15 protein-coding genes are annotated in these 20,791 nt (G+C 65.2%); 14 read left to right on the top strand and 1 reads right to left on the bottom strand.

The genetic code is table 11. From position 1 onward, the window contains the following. Positions 1–59: 59 nt before the first annotated feature. The 9 genes from ACTNAU_RS00315 to ACTNAU_RS00275 all read left to right on the top strand — a co-directional run bounded on the left by ACTNAU_RS00315 (position 60) and on the right by ACTNAU_RS00275 (position 9,220). Positions 60–1,094, top strand: coding sequence for a threonine aldolase family protein (locus tag ACTNAU_RS00315; RefSeq protein ID WP_441097179.1), 1,035 nt, complete (start codon positions 60–62; stop codon positions 1,092–1,094). A gap of 119 nt (positions 1,095–1,213) precedes the next feature. After that, positions 1,214–1,417: a 50S ribosomal protein L31 gene (gene rpmE, locus ACTNAU_RS00310; RefSeq protein WP_044992125.1), complete on the top strand. Its 204-nt coding sequence runs from the start codon at positions 1,214–1,216 to the stop codon at positions 1,415–1,417. 84 nt (positions 1,418–1,501) lie between these two features. Next, the gene (locus tag ACTNAU_RS00305) at positions 1,502–2,128 is read left to right on the top strand and encodes an IMPACT family protein (RefSeq protein ID WP_059003995.1); all 627 of its coding nucleotides are present in this window, start codon (positions 1,502–1,504) and stop codon (positions 2,126–2,128) included. A 156-nt stretch (positions 2,129–2,284) separates the two neighbouring features. Next, positions 2,285–3,292: a deoxyguanosinetriphosphate triphosphohydrolase gene (locus ACTNAU_RS00300; RefSeq protein ID WP_185916544.1), complete on the top strand. Its 1,008-nt coding sequence runs from the start codon at positions 2,285–2,287 to the stop codon at positions 3,290–3,292. A 153-nt stretch (positions 3,293–3,445) separates the two neighbouring features. After that, positions 3,446–5,200 (top strand): DNA primase, encoded by a 1,755-nt coding sequence (dnaG, locus tag ACTNAU_RS00295; RefSeq protein WP_441097178.1) that lies wholly within the window; start codon positions 3,446–3,448, stop codon positions 5,198–5,200. Between the two features lie 11 nt (positions 5,201–5,211). Then, positions 5,212–6,354, top strand: coding sequence for an RNA polymerase sigma factor RpoD (gene rpoD, locus ACTNAU_RS00290; protein ID WP_059003991.1), 1,143 nt, complete (start codon positions 5,212–5,214; stop codon positions 6,352–6,354). A gap of 256 nt (positions 6,355–6,610) precedes the next feature. Continuing rightward, entirely contained in the window at positions 6,611–7,582 is a 972-nt protein-coding gene (locus tag ACTNAU_RS00285) for a nucleoside hydrolase (RefSeq protein ID WP_441097177.1), read from the top strand. Positions 7,583–7,601: 19 nt separating this feature from the next. Then, a complete protein-coding gene (locus ACTNAU_RS00280) occupies positions 7,602–8,552 on the top strand; it encodes a nucleoside hydrolase (RefSeq protein ID WP_441097176.1) in 951 nt (316 codons plus the stop codon). 272 nt (positions 8,553–8,824) lie between these two features. Then, positions 8,825–9,220 (top strand): RrF2 family transcriptional regulator, encoded by a 396-nt coding sequence (locus ACTNAU_RS00275; protein WP_185916550.1) that lies wholly within the window; start codon positions 8,825–8,827, stop codon positions 9,218–9,220. 82 nt (positions 9,221–9,302) lie between these two features. On the opposite strand, the gene ACTNAU_RS00270 is transcribed toward ACTNAU_RS00275, so the two are convergent. Then, positions 9,303–10,241 carry a hypothetical protein gene (locus ACTNAU_RS00270; protein ID WP_441097175.1) on the bottom strand — a complete coding sequence of 313 codons (939 nt, stop codon included), beginning with the start codon at positions 10,239–10,241 and terminating at the stop codon, positions 9,303–9,305. A gap of 230 nt (positions 10,242–10,471) precedes the next feature. On the opposite strand from ACTNAU_RS00270, the gene ACTNAU_RS00265 reads away from it, so the two are divergent. From ACTNAU_RS00265 to rpsG, 5 genes are all read left to right on the top strand, one after another. After that, a complete protein-coding gene (locus ACTNAU_RS00265) occupies positions 10,472–10,972 on the top strand; it encodes a MarR family winged helix-turn-helix transcriptional regulator (protein ID WP_021658703.1) in 501 nt (166 codons plus the stop codon). Positions 10,973–12,212: 1,240 nt separating this feature from the next. After that, positions 12,213–15,932 (top strand): DNA-directed RNA polymerase subunit beta, encoded by a 3,720-nt coding sequence (gene rpoB / locus ACTNAU_RS00260; RefSeq protein WP_441097174.1) that lies wholly within the window; start codon positions 12,213–12,215, stop codon positions 15,930–15,932. A 30-nt stretch (positions 15,933–15,962) separates the two neighbouring features. Further along, complete coding sequence (gene rpoC, locus ACTNAU_RS00255; protein WP_441097173.1) at positions 15,963–19,538, top strand: DNA-directed RNA polymerase subunit beta'; 3,576 nt, start codon at positions 15,963–15,965, stop codon at positions 19,536–19,538. Positions 19,539–19,773: 235 nt separating this feature from the next. Continuing rightward, positions 19,774–20,199 (top strand): 30S ribosomal protein S12, encoded by a 426-nt coding sequence (rpsL, locus tag ACTNAU_RS00250; RefSeq protein ID WP_021658698.1) that lies wholly within the window; start codon positions 19,774–19,776, stop codon positions 20,197–20,199. 115 nt (positions 20,200–20,314) lie between these two features. After that, positions 20,315–20,785, top strand: coding sequence for a 30S ribosomal protein S7 (gene rpsG / locus ACTNAU_RS00245; RefSeq protein WP_052537609.1), 471 nt, complete (start codon positions 20,315–20,317; stop codon positions 20,783–20,785). The last annotated feature ends 6 nt before the right edge of the window (positions 20,786–20,791 follow it).

The following is a 20,791-nucleotide window of genomic DNA, read 5'->3' as shown; positions in this document are numbered from 1 at the left end:
TATATAGGAAAAATGAGGGGAGGGCCCCGCGCCCGCCCCTCCGGAGAGGGAGAGAGACCATGACCTACTTTCAGTGCGACTACGTGGAGGGCTGCCACCCGGCCATCCTCCAAAAACTGTGCGAGAGCAACCTGGAACAGACCCCCGGCTACGGCGCCGACCACTACTGCGAGAGCGCCCGCCAAAAGATCCGCGCCGCCTGCGGAAGGGAGGACCTGGACGTCCACTTCCTGGTGGGGGGGACCCAGGCCAACACCACCGTCCTCGCCGCCCTGCTGCGGCCCCACCAGGGGGCCCTCTGCGCCGAGAGCGGGCACATCGCCTGCCACGAGACCGGCGCCATCGAGGCCACCGGCCACAAGGTGCTGCCCCTGCCCTCGCGAGACGGCACCATCACCGCCGCCCAGGTGGACGACTACTGCCGCGCCCACTTCACGAGCGATGTCAGCGAGCACATGGTGCAGCCGGGGGCCTGCTACATCTCCCACCCCACCGAAAACGGCACCCTCTACACCAAAGCCCAGCTGGAGGAGCTGGCGGCCGTCTGCCGCCGCTGGGGGCTGCCCCTCTATCTCGACGGGGCGCGGCTGGGCTACGGCCTCGCCAGCCCGGAGAGCGAGCTGGACCTGCCCGACCTGGCCCGGCTCTGCGACGTCTTCTACATCGGCGGCACCAAGTGCGGCGCCCTCTTCGGCGAGGCGGTGGTGATTGCCGACCCGGCCCTGAAAAAGGACTTTCGCTACTTCATCAAGCAGCGGGGCGGGCTGCTGGCCAAGGGGCGGCTGCTGGGCATCCAGTTCGACGTCCTCTTCGAGGGCGGGCTCTACCGCTCCATCTGCGAGCGGGCGGTGGAGCAGGCCATGGCCATCCGCAAGGCCTTCCTCGCCGCGGGGGTGCCCCTCTACTTCGACTCCCCCACCAACCAGCAGTTCTTCGTCCTCACCCCCGCGCAGAGGGAGGCCCTGGGACAGGACTTTGCCTTTGAGAGCTGGGGGGAACTGGATGATGGGCGGACGGCGGTCCGCTTCTGCACCAGCTGGGCCACCCGGGACGAGGACGTGCAGACCCTGGTGGGGGCCATCGCCGCCCTCTAGCAAAAAAGCCCATGGGAGGGCGATTTTTTCAAAAAAGTGGGACGAACTGTCTTGCATTTTAAAAACGGTTGTGCTATTATCTTGAGAGTAACGTTTCTTTGGTGAAAGAGGTGACTGCGTTGAAACAGGGGATTCATCCGAACTACGACAAAGCGACCATCCGTTGCGCTTGCGGCGAAGTGATCGAGACCAGATCCACGAAGGGCGACATCCGCGTCGAGGTCTGCTCCAAATGCCACCCGTTCTATACCGGCAAACAGAAACTGGTTGATACCGGCGGACGTGTTGACCGCTTCAAACGGCGCTTTAATCTGGATAAATAGCTTTTGGCGTGTCCAAAAAATGAGGGTGGTGTGGTTCACACCGCCTTTCTTTTTGTCCCGCCAAAGAGGGGAGGAGGGCCCAGCGTGGACCAGCAGAGCTACCGCACCCCGGCGGGGGAGGCGGGCGACAGCGTCACCATCAAAAAGTCCCAGTTCATCGGGCAGATCGCCCCGGCTTCCTCGCCGGAGGAGGCCATGGCCTTTGTCGAGCGGGTGCGGGGGGAGCTGCGCGACGCCCGCCACCACGTCTTTGCCTACGACCTGCGCTGCCAAAACGGCCAGCGCTGCAGCGACGACGGCGAGCCCCAGGGCACCGGCGGCAAGCCCACCCTGGAGGTGCTGCAAAAGGGGGGGATCACCGACGCGGTGATCGTGGTCTCCCGCATCTTCGGGGGCGTCCTCCTGGGGGCCGGGGGGCTGCTGCGGGCCTATTCCAAAGCCGCCTCCCTGGCGGTGGCGGCGGCCGACATCGTCACCGTCTGCGCCTGCAGGCAGGTGGTGGTTGCCCTGCCCTACGACTTCTACCCGATCGTGGAGAACCTGCTGCCAAACTACCCCCTGCGCCAGGAGGGGTGCGACTTCTTGGAGCAGGTGACCCTGCGCCTCACCGTCCGCGCCGACGCGGCCGAGGGCCTTTGCGCCGACTTGGTGGAGCGCAGCGGCGGCCGGGTGACCCCCCAGCTGGGGGAGGTCGTCTTCTCCCACCTGTAAAAATTCTCGCGGCCGGGTGACAGAAATCGACCCCTTTCGCCCTCTTAAATAGGGGGAGGGGCGCCGCGGGGGAAGAAAAATTTGCAAAAAAAGGGTCCCGGAAAGAAGGAAACCGCCCGGCAGTTGGCGTATATAGAGGTAAAGGGGTGAATGAAGATGACCGTTTGCGAGATGACCCAGAGGATCGAGCGGGAGACCCTGTCCCCCCACGCCTCCCTGTCGGAGGAGAGCCGGGGCCGGCGCGCCCCCGCCCCGGAGGACGGGATCCGCACCCCCTACGCCAGGGACCGGGACCGGATCTTGCACTGCAAGTCCTTCCGGCGGCTCAAGCACAAGACCCAGGTCTTCCTCTCCCCCCAGGGGGACCACTACCGCACCCGGCTCACCCACACCCTGGAGGTGTCGCAGATCGCCCGCACCATTGCCCGGGGCCTGCGCCTCAACGAGGACCTGACCGAGGCCATCGCCCTGGGGCACGATCTGGGGCACACCCCCTTCGGCCACGCCGGGGAGCGCACCCTCAACGAGCTGGCCCCCTTCGGCTACAAGCACTACCTGCAGTCGGTGCGGGTGGTGGAGCGGCTGGAGAAGGAGGGGCGGGGCCTCAATCTGACCTTTGAGACCAAAAACGGCATCGCCTGCCACACCCGCGGCAAGGACGCCTGCACCCTGGAGGGGCGGGTGGTCCGCTTTGCCGACAAGATCGCCTACATCAACCACGACATCGAGGACGCCATCACCGCCGGCATCCTGGAGGAAAACGAGCTCCCCTACGACTGCGTGGCGGTGCTGGGCCGGGGGAAGAACCCCCGCATCACCACCATGGTCCGCTCCCTGCTGGAAAACAGCGGCGAGGACATCCGCATGGACCCGGAGGTCTACCGCGCCTTTGACGCCCTGCACCAGTTCATGTACCAGGTGGTCTACACCAACTCCGCCGCCAAGAGGGAGGAGGGGAAGGCCTGCGAACTGGTGGCCCTCCTCTACAGCCACCTGGTCAAACACCCCGAGAAGATGCCGGACTTCTACCGGCAGATCGCCCGGGACGAGGGGGCCGAGCGGGCGGCGGTGGACTACATCTCCGGCATGACCGACGGCTTTGCCGTCACCGCCTTTGAGCGCATCTTTGTGCCCCGCTCCTGGCGGTTGGAGGACAGCCTCTAGGGCCCGCCCCCCGCTCTTAGCAGGGAGCTGCGCGGCCGCGCCCCCTTTCCCGCGGGGCGGGCTGGACGACCCCTTTTTGGCCCGCGGGGGATCGCGCTTACATCATAGCGCCAAAACGGTTCAAAATATGGCAGAAAAGGAGGGGAGAGGACTTTGATCCCCGACAGCTTTATCACCGAACTGAAATTCCGAAACGACATTGAAGACGTCATCTCCCCCTATGTCCCCCTCAAGCGGGCGGGGAGCAACACCGTCAAGGGCCTCTGCCCCTTCCACTCCGAAAAGACCCCCTCCTTTGTGGTCTACAAGGACACCCAGTCCTACTACTGCTTTGGCTGCGGGGCGGGGGGCGACGTCATCACCTTCATCCGCAACATCGAAAACCTCGACTACGTGGAGGCGGTCAAGTGGCTGGCCCAGCGCTGCGGGATGCAGGTGCCCGAGCAGGGGGTCGACGACTCCATGGGCAAGCTCAAGCTCCGCATCCTCGAGGCAAACCGCGCCGCCGCCCGCTTTTTCTACGCCGTCCTCAAGACCCCGGCCGGAAAGCCGGGGCTGGACTACCTGCGGGGCCGGGGCCTCACCGACGAGACCATCAAGCACTTCGGCCTGGGCTACGCCCCCGACAGCTGGTCGTCCCTGCGGGACGCCCTGCGCCAAAAGGGCTTTTCCGACAGCGAACTGCTGGCGGCCGACCTGGTGGCCCGCTCCAAAAAGGGCGGCACCTACGACAAGTTCCGCAATCGGGTCATCTTCCCCATCATCGACGTGCGGGGCAACGTCATCGCCTTTGGCGGGCGCAACCTGGGGGACGAAAAGCCCAAGTACCTCAACACCGCCGAGACCCCGGTCTTTCACAAAAACCGCAACCTCTTCGCCCTGGGCTTTGCCAAAAACCACAAGGGGGAACCCTTCATCCTCGCCGAGGGGTACATGGACGTCATCGCCATGCACCAGGCGGGCTTCCCCACGGCGGTGGCCACCCTGGGCACCGCCATCGGCGAGAGCCAGGCCCGGCTGATCGCCCAGTACACCGGTGAGGTGATCGTCTCCTACGACGCCGACGAGGCGGGGCAGGTGGCCACCAAGCGGGCGGTGGGCTTTTTGGCCCAGACCGGGCTGAAGATCCGCATCCTCACCATCCCCGGGGCCAAGGACCCGGACGAGTTCATCAAGAAAAACGGCGCCCACCGCTTCCAGCGGCTGCTGGACGAGGCCAAGGGCTCCACCGAGCACGAGCTCTCCCGCATCGAGGGCCGCTATAATCTGGAGGACCCCGAGGGCCGCATCGCCTACCTGCGGGAGGCCGCCCAGGCCATCGCCGCCCTCCCCACCCCGGGGGAGCGGGACGTCTACGCCGGGGTCGCCGCCGAGAAGAGCGGGGTCAAAAAGGACAACGTCCTCCTGCAAGTCGAGGACATCCGCCGCGCCCGCCACCGCAAGGAGCGAAAGAGGGAGCGGCAGGAGCTGGTGAACACCGTCCTCGACCGGCGGGACACCGTCAACCCCCAGGCGGCCGCCAACCCCCGGGCCGCCACCGCCGAGGAGATGCTCATCGCCATCGCTGTGCGGGACGGCCAGTGGGCCAGGTACATCTTTGCCGCGGTGGAGGAGGGGGACTTTGTCACCGACTTTGACCGCCGGCTCTACGGCCTGCTCAAGAGCTGCCCCCTGCCCGAGGGGCCGGATCTGACCTATCTGACCAAATTCCTCACCCCCGAAGAGCTGGCCCGGGTCTCCCGGATGCTGGCCAAGAGCGCCGGGCTCAAGGTGGGGAAAGAGGACGTGGACTTCAACATCCGCAACCTGAAAGAGGAGAGCCGCAAGCTCACGGCAGAGCGCATCGCGCAGACACCGGAAACCCAACTGGGCGATCTCATCGCCGGTTTGAAGGACAAAAAGAAATAGGAGAAGCGAATATGTCGAAAACCGAAAACGCCGCAGCCATGCTCACCATCGCCGAAATGGCGGTCAAAAAGGGAAAGCTCACCACCCAGGAGCTGACCGACCTCATCGAGAAGTACGACTTCGATGTGGAGGAGGTGGACAAGCTCTACGAGCTGCTCGAATCCAAAAAGGTCGAGATCATGGACGACCTGGTCCCCGACCAGGACATCGACCCGGAGGAGGACTTCAAGCTGGTGGCTGCCGCCGAGACCGCCCTCCCCGAGGAGAAGATCTCCTCCAAGGAGATCGAGGAGGGCAAGCGCTACGCCACCGCCGCCGACGGGGCCAACATCGACGACCCGGTCAAGGTCTACCTCAAGGAGATCGGCCGGGTGCAGCTGCTCACCTCTGCCGAGGAGGTGGAGCTGGCCAAGCGGATGGCCGAGGGCGACCCCTACGCCCGCAAGCGCCTCTCCGAGGCCAACTTGCGGCTGGTGGTCTCCATCGCCAAGCGGTACGTGGGCAGGGGGATGCAGTTCCTCGACCTGATCCAGGAGGGGAACCTGGGCCTCATCAAGGCGGTGGAGAAGTTTGACTACACCAAGGGGTACAAGTTCTCCACCTACGCCACCTGGTGGATCCGCCAGGCCATCACCCGGGCCATCGCCGACCAAGCCCGCACCATCCGCATCCCGGTGCACATGGTGGAGACCATCAACAAGGTGAAAAAGGTCTCCAGCCAGCTGCTCCACCAAAACGGGCACGAGCCCTCCGCCGAGGAGATCTCCAAGGTGCTGGACATGCCCGCCGACAAGGTGCGGGAGATCATGCGGGTCGCCCAGGAGCCGGTCAGCCTGGAGACCCCCATCGGCGAGGAGGAGGACAGCCACCTGGGCGACTTCATCCCCGACGACGACGCCCCCGCCCCGGCCGAAGCCGCCTCCCACACCCTGCTGCGCGAACAGTTGGGCGAGGTGCTGCAGACCCTCACCCCCCGGGAGGAGAAGGTCCTCCGCCTCCGCTTTGGCCTGGAGGACGGCCGCTCCCGCACCCTGGAAGAGGTGGGCAAGGAGTTCAACGTCACCCGCGAGCGCATCCGCCAGATCGAGGCCAAGGCCCTGCGCAAACTCCGCCACCCCAGCCGCAGCAAAAAACTCAAGGACTTTTTGGACTAGGGGGCCCCTCCCCCCGGCAAGCCCCTCCCGCCCCGGCGGAGAGGGGCTTTTTTTGCGCCGGGGGCGCAGAAAAAATGCACAAAAAGAGCGCCTTTTATTTTGCAAAAAAATAGACGGCGGTCTTTTTCTTTTCGCGGGCCCCCCTTTATACTGTAAGTGCAGCCGGGGCACAGAGCTGCCGGGCCCTCCTCCCCCCTTGCGGCGGGGGAGGAGGGCCCTCTGGCTGACAAAGTGGTTTTGAGAGGAGCAAGTGCACATGCAGACAGCGCGCAAAAAGATCATCATCGACACCGACACCGCGTCCGACGACGCGGTTGCCCTGGTGATGGCCCTGCGGGAGCCCACCTTGCAGGTGTTGGCCATCACCACGGTGGCGGGGAACGTCCCGCTGGAGCTGGCCACCAAGAACGCCTGCCTCAGCGCCACCTACGCCGGGGGGGCGCGCCCGCCCATCTACCCGGGGGCGGACCGGCCCCTCTGCCGCCCCCTGCGCTGCGCCGAGGGGATCCACGGCAAAGACGGGATGGGGGACCAGACCTGTTTTCGGGCCCCGGAGGTGGGGGCCGAGCGCACCCACGCGGTGGACGCCATCCTGCGGCTGGTCAGAGAGGGGGAGGGGGACGTTGAGATCGTGACCCTGGGTCCCCTGACCAACCTGGCCCTGGCCATCTTGCAGGAGCCGGAGACCATGAAGCGGGTGCCGCGGATCACCGCCATGGGGGGCGCGGCCTTTTACGGCAACACCAGTCCCACGGCCGAGTTCAACTTCTGGGTGGACGCCGAGGCGGCGGACATCGTCTGCCGCTCGGGCATCCCCCTGACTATCGCCACCATCGAGGCCTGCCACGGGGCGGGGGAATTCGGCCCCCAGCAGATGGCCGAGTTGGAGGCCGCCTCCGAGCGGGGGTGGTTCTGCGTGACCTGCAACGACACCATGCGACAAAACAGCATCCGGAGCCGGGGCTATCCCCAGATCGGGCTGCCCGACCCCATCGCCCTGGCGGCCCTCACCCGGCCCGAACTCATCACCGGCTCCTTCGACGCCCACGTGCGGGTGGAGACCCAGGGGTCGGACCTGACCTACGGGATGATGGTCTGCGACCGCCGCCCGCCGGAGTATGGGGCGGTCTCCAAACACGAGGGGCCCCGCCAGCCCTTCCAGGCAAAGGTGGTCTACGAGATGGACCCGGAGGGCTTTTTCCAATACCTGTACGAGCTGGTGAAATAGCGTGAAGGAGGAAAGTACCGTGAAAAAGATCATCATCGACACCGACACCGCGTCCGACGACGCGGTTGCCCTGGTGGCAGCCCTGCGGGACCCCACCCTGCAGGTGCTGGCCATCACCGCCGTGGCGGGGAATGTGGAGCTGCCCCTGGCGGTCAAAAACGCCCTCCTCTCGGTGGAGCGGGCGGGCAGCTACCGGCCGCCGGTCTACGTGGGGGCCGCCGGCCCCCTCCTCTGCGAGCTGGAGACGGCCGACCAGATCCACGGGGCCGACGGGATGGGGGACCTGGGGACCCTGGGGGAGCCCACCCTGGCCCCGACCCCCGGCCACGGGGCCGACGCCCTCGCCCGCTATGCCGGGGAGGGGGAGGTAGAACTTCTGACCCTGGGGCCCCTGACCAACGTGGCCCTGGCCATCCGCAAGCACCCGGAGGCCATGAGAAAGCTGCGGCACATCACCATCATGGGCGGGGCGCACCCCTACCACAACCCCCACACCGTCTGTGCCGAGTTCAACATCATGGTGGACCCGGAGGCGGCGCAGATCGTCTTTTCCTTCGGGGTGCCCATCACCCTGGTGACCCTGGAGGCCTGCGGCGGCGCGGCCGAGCTGGATGACGCCGCCATGGAGCGGATGCGGGGGACCGGCGAGATCGGCCGGTTCTGCGTCGACTGCAACCGCACCCTGACAGAACTGGCCCGGGCGCAGGGGGGTGTCCCCTCCCTGGGGCTGCCCGACCCGGCGGCCCTGGCGGTCCTGGCCCGGCCGGAGCTGATCCGGGAGAGCTTCCCCGCCCACACCCGGGTGGAGACCCAGGGGGAGTTCACCCGGGGGGCCACCGTCTTCTGCAAGCCCGGCAACCTCTATTCCCCCGCGTTTGGGGACGAGCCCGCGCCGGAGAACTCCCTGGTGGTCACCGGCCTTGACGTGGCGGGCTTCCACCAGTATCTTCTCGACCGGGTCGCCGAGTAAGGCGCCCCCTCTGTGGCGGGGCGCCTTTGCAGTCGCCCGCGCCCGCCCCCCTTTTCCGCGGTGTGATCGAGCGCCCCCTCCCCGCTGTGGCCGGGAGGGGCGCTCTTTGCGGGAGGGCGGGGCCGTCTCTCCCCCGGCGTTTTCCCGCCCCGCCTGTCCCTCTCCTCCTCTGCCATCCCCGCCAAAGGGGACGGATCATTTGACAAATTGCCCCCGATTGGGTATACTGAAACAAATGTATAGTGATTTTGTGTAGTTTGAGGAGAAGTCCCATGTATTTTACCCGAGAGACCGATTACGCTGTGCGGATCGTGCGGCACCTGGCGGCGGTGGGCTGCCGGACCGAGGCCAAAAAGATTTCCGAGGCCACCGGCGTCACCCTCCGCTTTGCCCTCAAGATCCTCAGCAAGCTGGTGTCCGGCGGGGTGGTGCGCTCCTACAAGGGCACCCAGGGCGGCTACGAGCTGCAAAAGCCCGCCTCTGCGATCACCCTGCGGGAGATCGTCGAGATCATCGAGGGCCCGGTCTACTTGAGCAAGTGCCTCCACGAAGAGGGGGAGTGCAGCTGCGGCGACAAGCAGGGCTGCAAGGTGCGGGGCGTCTTTGCCGAGATCGCCGACACCGTCAACCAGAAGATGGAGAGCTATACGGTGGACCAGTTCCTCTAGATCCCGCCCTTCGGGCAGGGAAAAAGGGGCCGGTGGGATATCCTTCCCACCGGCCCCTTTTGGCCGCCTGCCGGGCAGTCGCCTATTTCTTCTCGCCCCCCGCGTCGGCGAGGCGGAACTCCAAAATGCGGTTGGAGACCCCGCGGTAGTACTGAATGTAGACGGTGCTGTCGTCCTCCGGGTCGCGGTAGACTGGGCTGCCCACAAAGGCGGCGTAGTTGGTGCCCAGCTCCTTTTTGGGGGCGCGGTTGGCGCTGCCGTCCTTGACGGCGTTGCCCGCCTGCACGAACCCCTCTTCCGGCAGGGCCTCCACCTCGCCCACCTCGGTGTAGAGCTTGCCGCCCACCACCAGCTGGGGGGCGGCCCCCTCCTCGTCCACCGGCACATAGGTGCAGCGCATCACGTAGTCCTGTCCCCCCAGGGGGAACTGCAGGTAGAGGGTGTCGGGGCTGTCCTCCCGGCGGACGACCTTGGCCCCCACCAGGTCCTGCCAGTTGGCGGCGTAGTCCTTTTTGGGGGCCTTGCCCGGGTCGCCGGAGTTGGTGATGACCCCGGACACCTTCCAGCCCTCCTCCTCGGGGGGGAGGCTGTCCACGTAGCCGGCCTCGGCGTAGTAGCGCCCGTCCAGCCGGACCACCGGCCGGTAGATGGAGGCGTCGCTCTTGGCCTGGTCAAAGCGCAGGTAGCTGGTGATGCCGCCGGAGGCCAGCTGCAGATAGAGGGTCTCGGGCGCGCCCGCGCTGCCGTAGAGGCTGCTGCCGATGAGCTCCACCGCGTTGGAGTAGTAGGGGAGGGAGGGCCGCTCGTTGGCGAAGACGGCGTTTCGCACCTCGCCCACCTCGCCCCAGCTCTCGTCGGGCAGCCGCACCGGGGTGTCGCCCCGGTTCTCCACGTAGATGGAGCCGCCGTAGAGCACCATCCGCTTGCAGGTGACACTGTCCACCGACCGCTCTTTCCCCAGCCCCGTGCCAAAGAGCAAAAGGGCCAGCGCCAAAAAGATGGCCGTCGCCGCTCTCTTCACACCGCACGCCTCCTCATTGCCTAAAAATGGCCGGGCCGACGCCCCCTCGGCGTCTCCCCGGCGCCCGGCAGGGGGGCAGCAGCCCCTCCCGCCGGGCGGTTTCTCTGACAAGATTATACCAAAAATGCACCGCTTAAGCAAAGGCGAAAAAAACGCCCTCTTTTTGGGGAAAGTGGCCCTTGCAATTTGGGGGGGAAAGCGCCATACTGAGACAGGAGAAACCGTATCACATGAGACCGTTTGACAGCCGGGGGGAAGAGGCCATGACCGAACAGGAGAGAATACGCGAACACGTGCGCGCCTACTACGAGCACTGGTACCAGATGGACAGCCTGTACAGCGCCTGGTGCCAGCGGCACGGGCTGCAGTTCAACACCGTGGTGGCCCTCTATGTCATCCGCGACAACCCCGAGGGCTGCACCCAAAAGCACATCTGCGAAAAGACCGCCCTCCCCAAGCAGACGGTCTCCTTCATCCTCTCCGGGCTGGAGCGGCAGGGCTACATCCGCCGCCACCAGAACGAGCGGGACCACCGCAACAAGTCGGTGCAGATCACCCCCGCGGGGGAGGCGGCCCTCTACCCGGTGCTCGACTCCCTCTCCGCCGCGGAGGAGCAGGCCTACTGCCTCCTGAGCGAGGAGCAGCGCCAGGCCATCACCGAAGGCCACCAGCTGCTGCTGCGGGCCATGCGCCAGGCCATGGCGGGGGAGGGCCCGTCCGGATCCCGCTAGAGGGAATATAGAGAAAGAGGGAGGGGGCTTTCGCGCTTGCAGACGGGGTGCGAAGCCCCCTCTTTTTGGCCCTGGTCGCCCGCGTCGGCCCTTCTCCCCCCTAGCGGCCCGCGTCGGCCCTTCTCCTCCCTGGTGGCCCGCGTCGGCCCTTCTCCTCCCTGGTGGCCCGCGTCGGTCCTTCTCCCCCCTGGCGGCCCGCGCTGTCCCCCTGCCCGGGGCCTCCTGTGCGGCCCGCCTTTTTGCCGTCTCGCCCCCCGCTGCCGTTGCTGCGCCCGCTCGTTCCCTTGTCCCCCCTTCCGGCGGCGGTGCAGCCGCTGGGCGGTCTCGCCCTCCCGCTTTTGTGCGCCCGAATGTCCCGCCCGGCCCCACCGGGCTTTCTGCCCCTCGCCCCAGGTGCAGCCCAGCCCCTTTTCACGCCCCGCGCTGCCGCCTTTGCGGGCTCCTTCCCGGCAATCTCTGCCGCCGCCCCCGTGCCCCCCTTTCCCCGCCTGCCCGTGTCGCCCGCAGCGGACAGGGGGCGGGGAAACGGCTTGTGGGGAAGGGAGAGGGGATTGGCAGGGCCCTCTCCCGCCCGCGCTGTCCCTGCTCCTTGCCCCTGCCCCTCTCCCTCCCGCGTGCCGGCGGCAGGGCTTTCAGCCCGTCGCGCTCCCTTTCCAGCCCGGCCCGCCCCTCGCCGCCTCCTCTCTCGCGCTGGCGGCAGGCGGCCGCTCTGGTAGCCCAAAAAGCCAAACAGGGCGCTGCCCTTCGTCTGCCCGCGTGCCGACGGCAGGGCTTACAGCCCGTCGCGCTCCCTTTCCAGCCCGGCCCGCCCCTCGCCGCCTCCTCTCGCGCACTGGCGGCAGACGCCCGCTCTGGTAGCCCAAAAAGCCAAACAGGGCGCTGCCCTTCGCCTGCCCGCGCGCCGGCGGCAGGGCTTTCAGCCCGTCGCGCTCCCTTTCCAGCCCGGCCTGCCTTTCGCCCTCCCGCGCGCCGGCGGCAGGGGCAGGGGAGAGGGGGGGCAAAGAAAAAGACCCCTTTTTCCCTTTGGGAAAAAGAAGTCCTATAAAACGACGAAAATCAGTTGACAGAAGAAACAACTTGTACTATACTGATATACTGTATCAAAATGGATATTTATGTCTTTGCTAAAAGGCATTATATCATTAACCGCTGGCGAAAGCAACCTTTATTTTTGACAAAATGAACGGGTCGATTTTGTAAAAAACAGGTTGTGCAATAGAGGAATGGAGTGATCGAGCCTATGGTGAATGTCAAGCCTGTCCAACTGGGGAAAAACGTGAGAATGAGTTTCTCCAAGATCAACGAAGTGCTGGAAATGCCCAACTTGATCGAGGTGCAGAAAAACTCGTATCAATGGTTTTTGGATCAGGGCCTCAAGGAGGTCTTTTCTGACGTCTCGGCCATCACCGACTACACCGGCAACCTGGTGCTGGACTTTGTGGACTACCGGCTGGACGAGGAGGCCAAGTACTCGGTGGAGGAGTGCAAGGAGCGCGACGCCACCTATGCCGCCCCCCTGCGGGTCACCGCCCGGCTGCTCAACAAGGTCACCGGCGAAGTCAAGCAGCAGGAGATCTTCATGGGCGACTTCCCCCTGATGACCGACAGCGGCACCTTTGTCATCAACGGCGCCGAGCGGGTCATCGTCTCCCAGCTGGTGAGGAGCCCCGGCGTCTACTACGGCATGGATCACGACAAGACCGGCAAAGAGCTGTTCTCCACCACCGTCATCCCCAACCGCGGCGCCTGGCTGGAGTACGAGACCGACTCCAACGACATCTTCTATGTGCGCATCGACAAAAACCGCAAGATCCCGGTGACGGTCTTTATCCGCGCCCTGGGGCTGGGCCGCAACTCCGAGATCATCGACTTCTTCGGCGAGGACCCCAAGATCATGGCCACCCTCGACAAGGACACCACCGACAGCGTGGAGGAGGGCCTGTTGGAGACCTACCGCAAGCTCCGCCCCGGCGAGCCCCCGACGGTGGACAGCGCCCAGACCCACATCGACAACCTCTTCTTTGACGCCCGCCGCTACGACCTGTCCAAGGTGGGGCGCTACAAGTACAACAAAAAGCTGGCCCTGGCCTCCCGCATCACCGGGCAGAAGCTGGCCGAGCCCGCCATCGACCCCCTGACCGGCGAGCTGCTCTGCGAGCCCGGCGTCGCCATCAAGCGCGAGGTGGCCGAGCGCATCGAGCGCAGCGGCCTGGACACCGTGGTGCTGGACGTGGAGGGCCGCCCGGTCAAGTGCATCTCCAACGGGATGGTGAACATCGCCGATTTCGTGGACTTTGACTGCGCCGAGCTGGGCATCCGCGAGAAGGTGCGCTTTGCCGTCCTGCGGGAGATCCTCGAGGCCGCCCAGTCCGACGACGAGAAGCGCGAGCTCATCCGCGAGCGCAAGGACGACCTGGTGCCCAAGCACATCATCATCGACGACATCTTCTCCTCCATCAACTACCTGCTCTGCCTGGCGCAGGGCATCGGCACCACCGACGACATCGACCACCTGGGCAACCGCCGCATCCGCTCGGTGGGCGAACTGCTGCAAAACCAGTTCCGCATCGGCTTTTCCCGGATGGAGCGGGTCATCCGCGAGCGGATGACCCTGCAGGCCCAGGACCTGGAAGTGGTGACCCCCCAGGCGCTCATCAACATCCGCCCGGTGGTGGCCTCCATCAAGGAGTTCTTCGGCTCCTCGCCCCTCTCCCAGTTCATGGACCAGACAAACCCCCTGGCCGAGCTGACCCACAAGCGCCGCCTGTCGGCCCTGGGCCCTGGCGGCCTGTCCCGCGACCGGGCCGGGTTCGAGGTGCGCGACGTCCACTACAGCCACTACGGCCGGATGTGCCCCATCGAGACCCCTGAGGGCCCCAACATCGGCCTGATCTCCTACCTGGCCAGCTTCGCCAAGATCAACGAGTACGGCTTCATCGAGGCCCCCTTCAGAAAGGTGGACAAGGCCACTGGCGTGGTCACCGAAGAGGTGGTCTACATGACCGCCGACGTGGAGGACAACTACGTGGTCGCCCAGGCCAACGAGCCGCTGGACGACGAGGGCCACTTCCTCCACAAGAAGGTCAACGCCCGCCACCGGGACGAGATCCTCGAGATCTCCCGCGAGAAGGTGGACTACATGGACGTCTCGCCGAAGATGGTCCTCTCGGTGGCCACCGCCATGATCCCCTTCCTCGAAAACGACGACGCCAACCGCGCCCTGATGGGCGCCAACATGCAGCGCCAGGCGGTGCCCCTGCTCAAGACCGAGTCCCCCATCGTGGGCACCGGGATGGAGTACAAGGCCGCCGTCGACTCGGGCGTCTGCGTGCTGGCCAAGCGCGCCGGCGTGGTCGAGGCGGTCAGCGCCGACGAGGTCCTCATCAAGACCGAGAAGGGCGAGCTCGACCGCTACAAACTCATCAAATTCCTCCGCTCCAACCAGGGCACCTGCTTCAACCAGCGGGTGATGGTCTCCAAGGGCGAGAAGGTCGAGGCCGGCCAGGTGCTGGCCGACGGCCCCGCCACCGCCGGGGGCGAGGTCGCCCTGGGCAAAAACGCCCTCATCGGCTTCATGACCTGGGAGGGATACAACTACGAGGACGCCGTCTTGATCAACGAGAAGATCGTCCGCGACGACGTCTACACCTCCATCCACATCGAGGAGTACGAGCTGGAGGCCCGCGACACCAAGCTGGGCCCCGAGGAGATCACCCGCGACATCCCCAACGTGGGCGAAGAGGCCCTCAAGGACTTAGACGAGCGGGGCATCATCCGCATCGGCGCCGAGGTGCAGGCCGGCGACATCCTGGTGGGCAAGGTCACCCCCAAGGGCGAGACCGAACTCACCGCCGAGGAGCGGCTGCTGCGCGCCATCTTCGGCGAGAAGGCCCGCGAGGTGCGCGACACCTCCCTGAAGGTGCCCCACGGCGAGTACGGCATCGTGGTGGACGTGAAGGTCTTCACCCGCGAGAACTCCGACGAGCTCAGCCCCGGGGTCAACATGGTGGTGCGCTGCTACATCGCCCAGAAGAGAAAGATCTCGGTGGGCGACAAGATGGCCGGCCGCCACGGCAACAAGGGCGTCGTCTCCCGCATCCTGCCCCAGGAAGACATGCCCTTCCTGCCCGACGGCACCCCCCTGGACATCGTCCTCAACCCCCTGGGCGTCCCCTCCCGAATGAACATCGGCCAGGTGCTGGAAGTGCACCTGGGGATGGCCGCCAAGGCCCTGGGCTGGAAGGTCATGACCCCGGTCTTTGACGGCGCCCACGAGCAGGACATCACCGAGGCCTTCAAGCAGGCGGGGATGCGGGAAGACGGCAAGACCGTGCTCTACGACGGCCGCACCGGCGAGCCCTTTGACAACCCGGTCACCGTCGGCTACATGTACTTCCTGAAACTCCACCACCTGGTCGACGACAAGATCCACGCCCGCTCCACCGGCCCCTACTCCCTGGTCACCCAGCAGCCTCTGGGCGGCAAGGCCCAGTTCGGCGGCCAGCGCTTCGGCGAGATGGAGGTCTGGGCCCTGGAGGCCTACGGCGCCGCCTACACCCTGCAGGAGATCCTCACCGTCAAGTCCGACGATGTGGTGGGCCGCGTCAAGACCTACGAGGCCATCGTCAAGGGCCAGAACGTGCCCCAGTCCGGGGTGCCAGAGTCCTTCAAGGTGCTGATCAAAGAGCTCCAGTCCCTGGCGCTGGACGTGCGGGTGCTGGACAAAGAGGGCGAGGAGATCGACCTCAAGCAGAACTTTGACGACGAGGACATGGGCATTCCCAGAGTGGTGGACGACGAGGCCTTCTCCCACGTGGCCGTGGACAGCGAGGTCGACGAGAACCTGACCATGGAGGATGTGCCCGAGGACGCGGGCAGCGAGATCGGTCTGGAGGACAGCGGGGAAGAGCTCTTCTCCGAGCTGGCCGACGGGGCCGAAGAGCTGTTAGACGAAGAATAATCCGACTGGTTATAGAAGAAGGGGTCGCCAATGGAATTTAATGTGTTTGATTCGATCAAAATCGGCCTTGCTTCGCCCGAGCAGATCCGCGAGTGGTCCTACGGCGAGGTCAAGAAACCCGAGACCATCAACTATAGAACCCTGAAACCCGAGCGGGACGGTCTGTTCTGCGAGCGGATCTTTGGGCCCACCAAGGACTGGGAGTGCTACTGCGGCAAGTATAAGCGCTTGCGGTACAAGGGCAAGATCTGCGAGCGCTGCGGCGTCGAGGTCACCCGCTCCAAGGTCCGCCGGGAGCGGATGGGCCACATCGAGCTGGCCGCGCCGGTCTCCCACATCTGGTACTTCAAGGGCATCCCCTCCCGCATCGCCCTGATGCTGGACATCTCCCCCCGGCTGCTGGAGAAGGTGCTCTACTTCGCCTCCTACATCGTGGTGGACCCCGGGTTCACCCCCCTGGAGAAAAAGCAGCTCCTCTCGGAAAAAGAGTACTGGGACATGCGGGAGAAGTACGAGGACGAGTTCAAGGCGGGGATGGGGGCCGAGGCCATCAAGGCCCTGCTGCAGGACATCGACCTGGAGCAGCTCAGCAAGGAACTGAAATCCGAGCTGGAGACCGCCACCGGCCAGAAGCGCATCCGGCTGCTCAAGCGGCTGGAGGTGGTGGACGCCTTCCGCGTCTCGGGCAACAAGCCCGAGTGGATGATCCTGGACGTGGTCCCGGTCATCCCCCCCGACATCCGCCCCATGGTGCAGCTGGACGGCGGCCGGTTCGCCACCTCTGACCTAAACGACCTCTACCGCCGGGTCATCAACCGCAACAACCGCCTGAAGCGGCTGTTGGAGCTGGGCGCCCCCGACATCATCGTGCGCAACGAGAAGCGGATGCTGCAGGAGGCGGTGGACGCCCTGATCGACAACGGCCGCCGCGGCCGCCCGGTCACCGGCCCCAACAACCGCCCCCTGAAATCCCTCTCCGACATGCTCAAGGGCAAGCAGGGCCGCTTCCGGCAAAACCTGCTGGGCAAGCGGGTCGACTACTCCGGCCGTTCGGTCATCGTGGTCGGGCCGGAGCTGAAGATGCACCAGTGCGGCCTCCCCAAGGAGATGGCGCTGGAGCTGTTCAAGCCCTTTGTCATGAAGCGCCTGGTGGAGACCGGCGCCGCCGGCAACATCAAGAGCGCCCGCAAGATGGTGGAGCGCGCCAAGAACGAGGTCTGGGACGCCCTGGAGATCGTCATCAAGGACCACCCGGTCCTCCTCAACCGCGCCCCCACCCTGCATCGCCTGGGCATCCAGGCCTTTGAGCCGGTGCTGGTCGAGGGCCGCGCCCTCAAGCTGCACCCCCTGGCCTGCACCGCCTACAACGCCGACTTCGACGGCGACCAGATGGCCGTGCACGTCCCCCTGTCCGCCGAGGCGCAGTCCGAGGCCCGCTTCCTGATGCTGGCCGCCGGCAACCTGCTCAAGCCCTCCGACGGCCGCCCCGTCACCGTCCCCACCCAGGACATGGTGCTGGGCTCCTACTACCTGACCATGCAGAAACCCGGCGAGCCGGGGGAGGGGATGGTCTTCCGCGACCAGAACGAGGCCCTCATGGCCTACCAGGAGGGCATCCTGGGGCTGCACGCCGCCATCAAGGTCCGCCGCGAGAAGGAGGTCGATGGGGTCAAGCACCAGCGGCTCATCGACACCACCGTGGGCCGGCTGATCTTCAACGACCCCATCCCCCAGGACCTGGGCTATGTGGACCGCAGCGACCCCGAGAAGCTGCTGGACCTGGAGATCGACTTCCTGGTCACCAAGAAACAGCTGGGGCAGATCATCGACCGCTGCATCCAGGTGCACGGCACCGCCACCACCGCCGAGGTGCTCGACGAGATCAAGGCCCAGGGCTTCAAGTACTCCACCAAGGGCGCCATCACCGTCGCCGTCTGCGACGCGGTGATCCCCCCGCAGAAACAGCAGTACCTGGACGAGGCCGACCAGAAGATCGACCAGGTGGTGGCCCTGTACAACCGGGGCTTCATCTCCGACGACGAGCGCTACAACCAGGTGGTCGAGATCTGGGACGAGTGCACCACCAAGGTCTCCGACGCCCTGACGGCCAACTTAGACCAGTACAACCCCATCTTCATGATGGCCGACTCCGGCGCCCGCGGCTCCATCAACCAGATCCGCCAGCTGGCCGGCATGCGCGGCCTGATCGCCAACACCTCGGGCAAGACCATCGAGCTGCCCATCAAGGCCAACTACCGCGAGGGCCTGAACATCCTGGAGTACTTCATCTCCTCCCGCGGCGCCCGCAAGGGCCTGGCCGACACCGCCCTGCGGACCGCCGACTCGGGCTACCTGACCCGCCGCCTGGTGGACGTCTCCCAGGACGTGATCGTCCGCGAGGAGGACTGCGGCACCCATGACGGCATCGTCATCGAGGACATCCGCGACGGCAAAGAGATGATCGAGCCCCTGCAGGAGCGCCTCACCGGCCGCTACGCCGCCGAGCCCATCTGCCACCCCGAGACCGGCGAGGTGCTGGCCGACCGCGACACCCTCATCACCGACATCCTGGCCGAGAAGATCGTGGCCGCCGGCGTCACCAGCGCCAAGATCCGCTCCATCCTCACCTGCCACAGCGCCCGGGGCATCTGCGCCAAGTGCTACGGCGCCAACCTGGCCAACAAGAAAGAGGTCTCCATCGGCGAGGCGGTGGGCATCATCGCCGCCCAGTCCATCGGCGAGCCCGGCACCCAGCTGACCATGCGCACCTTCCACACCGGCGGCATCGCCTCGGCGGAGGACATCACCCAGGGTCTGCCCCGCGTCGAGGAGCTGTTCGAGGCCCGGCGGCCTAAGACCATGGCCATCATCAGCGAGATCGACGGCGTGGTCTCCATCCGCGAGATCAAGAAGGCCCGCCACGTGGTGGTCACCAACGACGAGACCAAGGACGAGCGCAGCTACCTCATCCCCTACGGCAGCCGCCTGAAGGTGGCCGAGGGCGACCGGGTCAAGGCCGGCGACGCCTTTACCGAGGGCTCGGTCTACCCCCACGACGTGCTGGCCATCCAGGGCGAGACCGCGGTGCAGAACTACCTGATCCAGGAAGTGCAGCGGGTCTACCGCCTGCAGGGCGTTGACATCAACGACAAGCACATCGAGGTCATCGTCCGCCAGATGATGAAGAAGGTGCGGGTGGACAACGCCGGCGACACCAACCTCATCTCCGGCTCGGTGGTGGAGAAATCCGACCTCATCAAGGCCAATTTGGAGATCGACCGCCGCATCGCCGAGGGCGAGGTCAGCCTGCAGAAGGCCGACTACATCCCGGTGCTGCTGGGCATCACCAAGGCCTCCCTGGCCACCGACAGCTTCCTCTCGGCCGCCTCCTTCCAGGAGACCACCCGGGTCCTCACCGACGCCGCCATCAAGGGCAAGGTCGACCCCCTCACCGGCCTCAAGGAGAACGTCATCATCGGCAAGCTGGTCCCCGCCGGCACCGGGCTGGACGTCTACAACGACGTGGAGCTGGCCCACCAGTCCGCGGGCGACCTGGTGAGCAAGGTGGCCCCCTGCGAGTACCAGCTCGACGGGCTGGGCGACTAGATCCGACCCCGTTTTCCCCCAAGGGGGGAGAAATCCGGGAAAATCGGGGGAAACGCCCCGCTTTTGCGGGAAATTTTCTCAGATTTGACTGGCAATATTGCCTAAATGCTTGACAATAATATTGGTGAAGTGTTAAACTTTGAATGTTGAGCAAATAGGGCTTATGAGAGGGCGCGTTTGCTGAAAACGCGCCCTTTTCATATAGAAAAAACATTTTATAAAGAGGAGGTGCAACATGCCAACATTCAACCAGCTCGTACGCAAAGGCAGACAGGTCTCGGTGAAGAAGTCGACTGCTCCCGCCCTGCAGAAGGGGTTCAACTCCATCAAAAAGGCGCAGAGCGATATGTCTTCTCCCCAGAAGAGAGGGGTCTGCACTGCCGTTCGTACCATGACCCCGAAAAAGCCGAACTCGGCGCTTCGTAAGATCGCCCGTGTGAAGCTGACCAACGGTATGGAGGTATCGGCCTACATCCCCGGTATCGGCCACAACCTGCAGGAGCACAGCGTCGTCCTGATCCGCGGCGGTCGTGTCAAAGACTTGCCTGGTGTCCGCTACCACATCATCCGCGGTACTCTGGATACCCAGGGCGTTTCCGGCCGGATGCGCAGCCGTTCCAAGTACGGCGCCAAGCGGCCCAAGGCTGGTGCTTCGAAGTAATCAAGACTTTTTTTGCCATGTGTCGGCGTTTTTATAAATGCCTGTCCTTGGCAGCACGGGAGTTTTGTCGCTTTCGAGTACCTGTGAATTCATTGATATGAAGGAGGGAAGAAAAGTGCCAAGAAGAGGTAAGATTGCCAAGCGCGACGTGTTACCCGATCCGCTGTACAATTCCAAGATGGTGACCCGCCTGATCAACAGCATCATGTATGATGGCAAGAAGGGCGTGGCCCAGAAGATTGTGTACGGGGCATTTGACATCGTAAAAGAGAAGACTGGGAAAGACCCCCTGGACGTGTTTGACGAGGCCATGGAGAACGTCATGCCCGTACTGGAAGTCAAGGCCCGCCGTGTCGGCGGCGCCACCTACCAGGTCCCCATGGAGGTCCGTCCGGCCCGCCGGCAGACCCTGGGCCTGCGGTGGATCACCCTGTACGCCCGCAAGCGTTCGGAGAGGACCATGAAAGAGCGGCTGGCCGCTGAGCTGATGGACGCCGTCAACTCCACCGGCGGGTCCGTGAAAAAGCGCGAGGACACCCACAAGATGGCCGAGGCCAACAAGGCTTTCGCCCACTATCGCTGGTAGTGTTTT

This window comes from Bittarella sp. HCP28S3_D9, from assembly GCF_052065655.1.
GTDB classification, from domain to species: Bacteria; Bacillota; Clostridia; order Oscillospirales; family Ruminococcaceae; genus Bittarella; species Bittarella massiliensis.
This window is presented reverse-complemented; position numbering and strand designations above follow the sequence as displayed.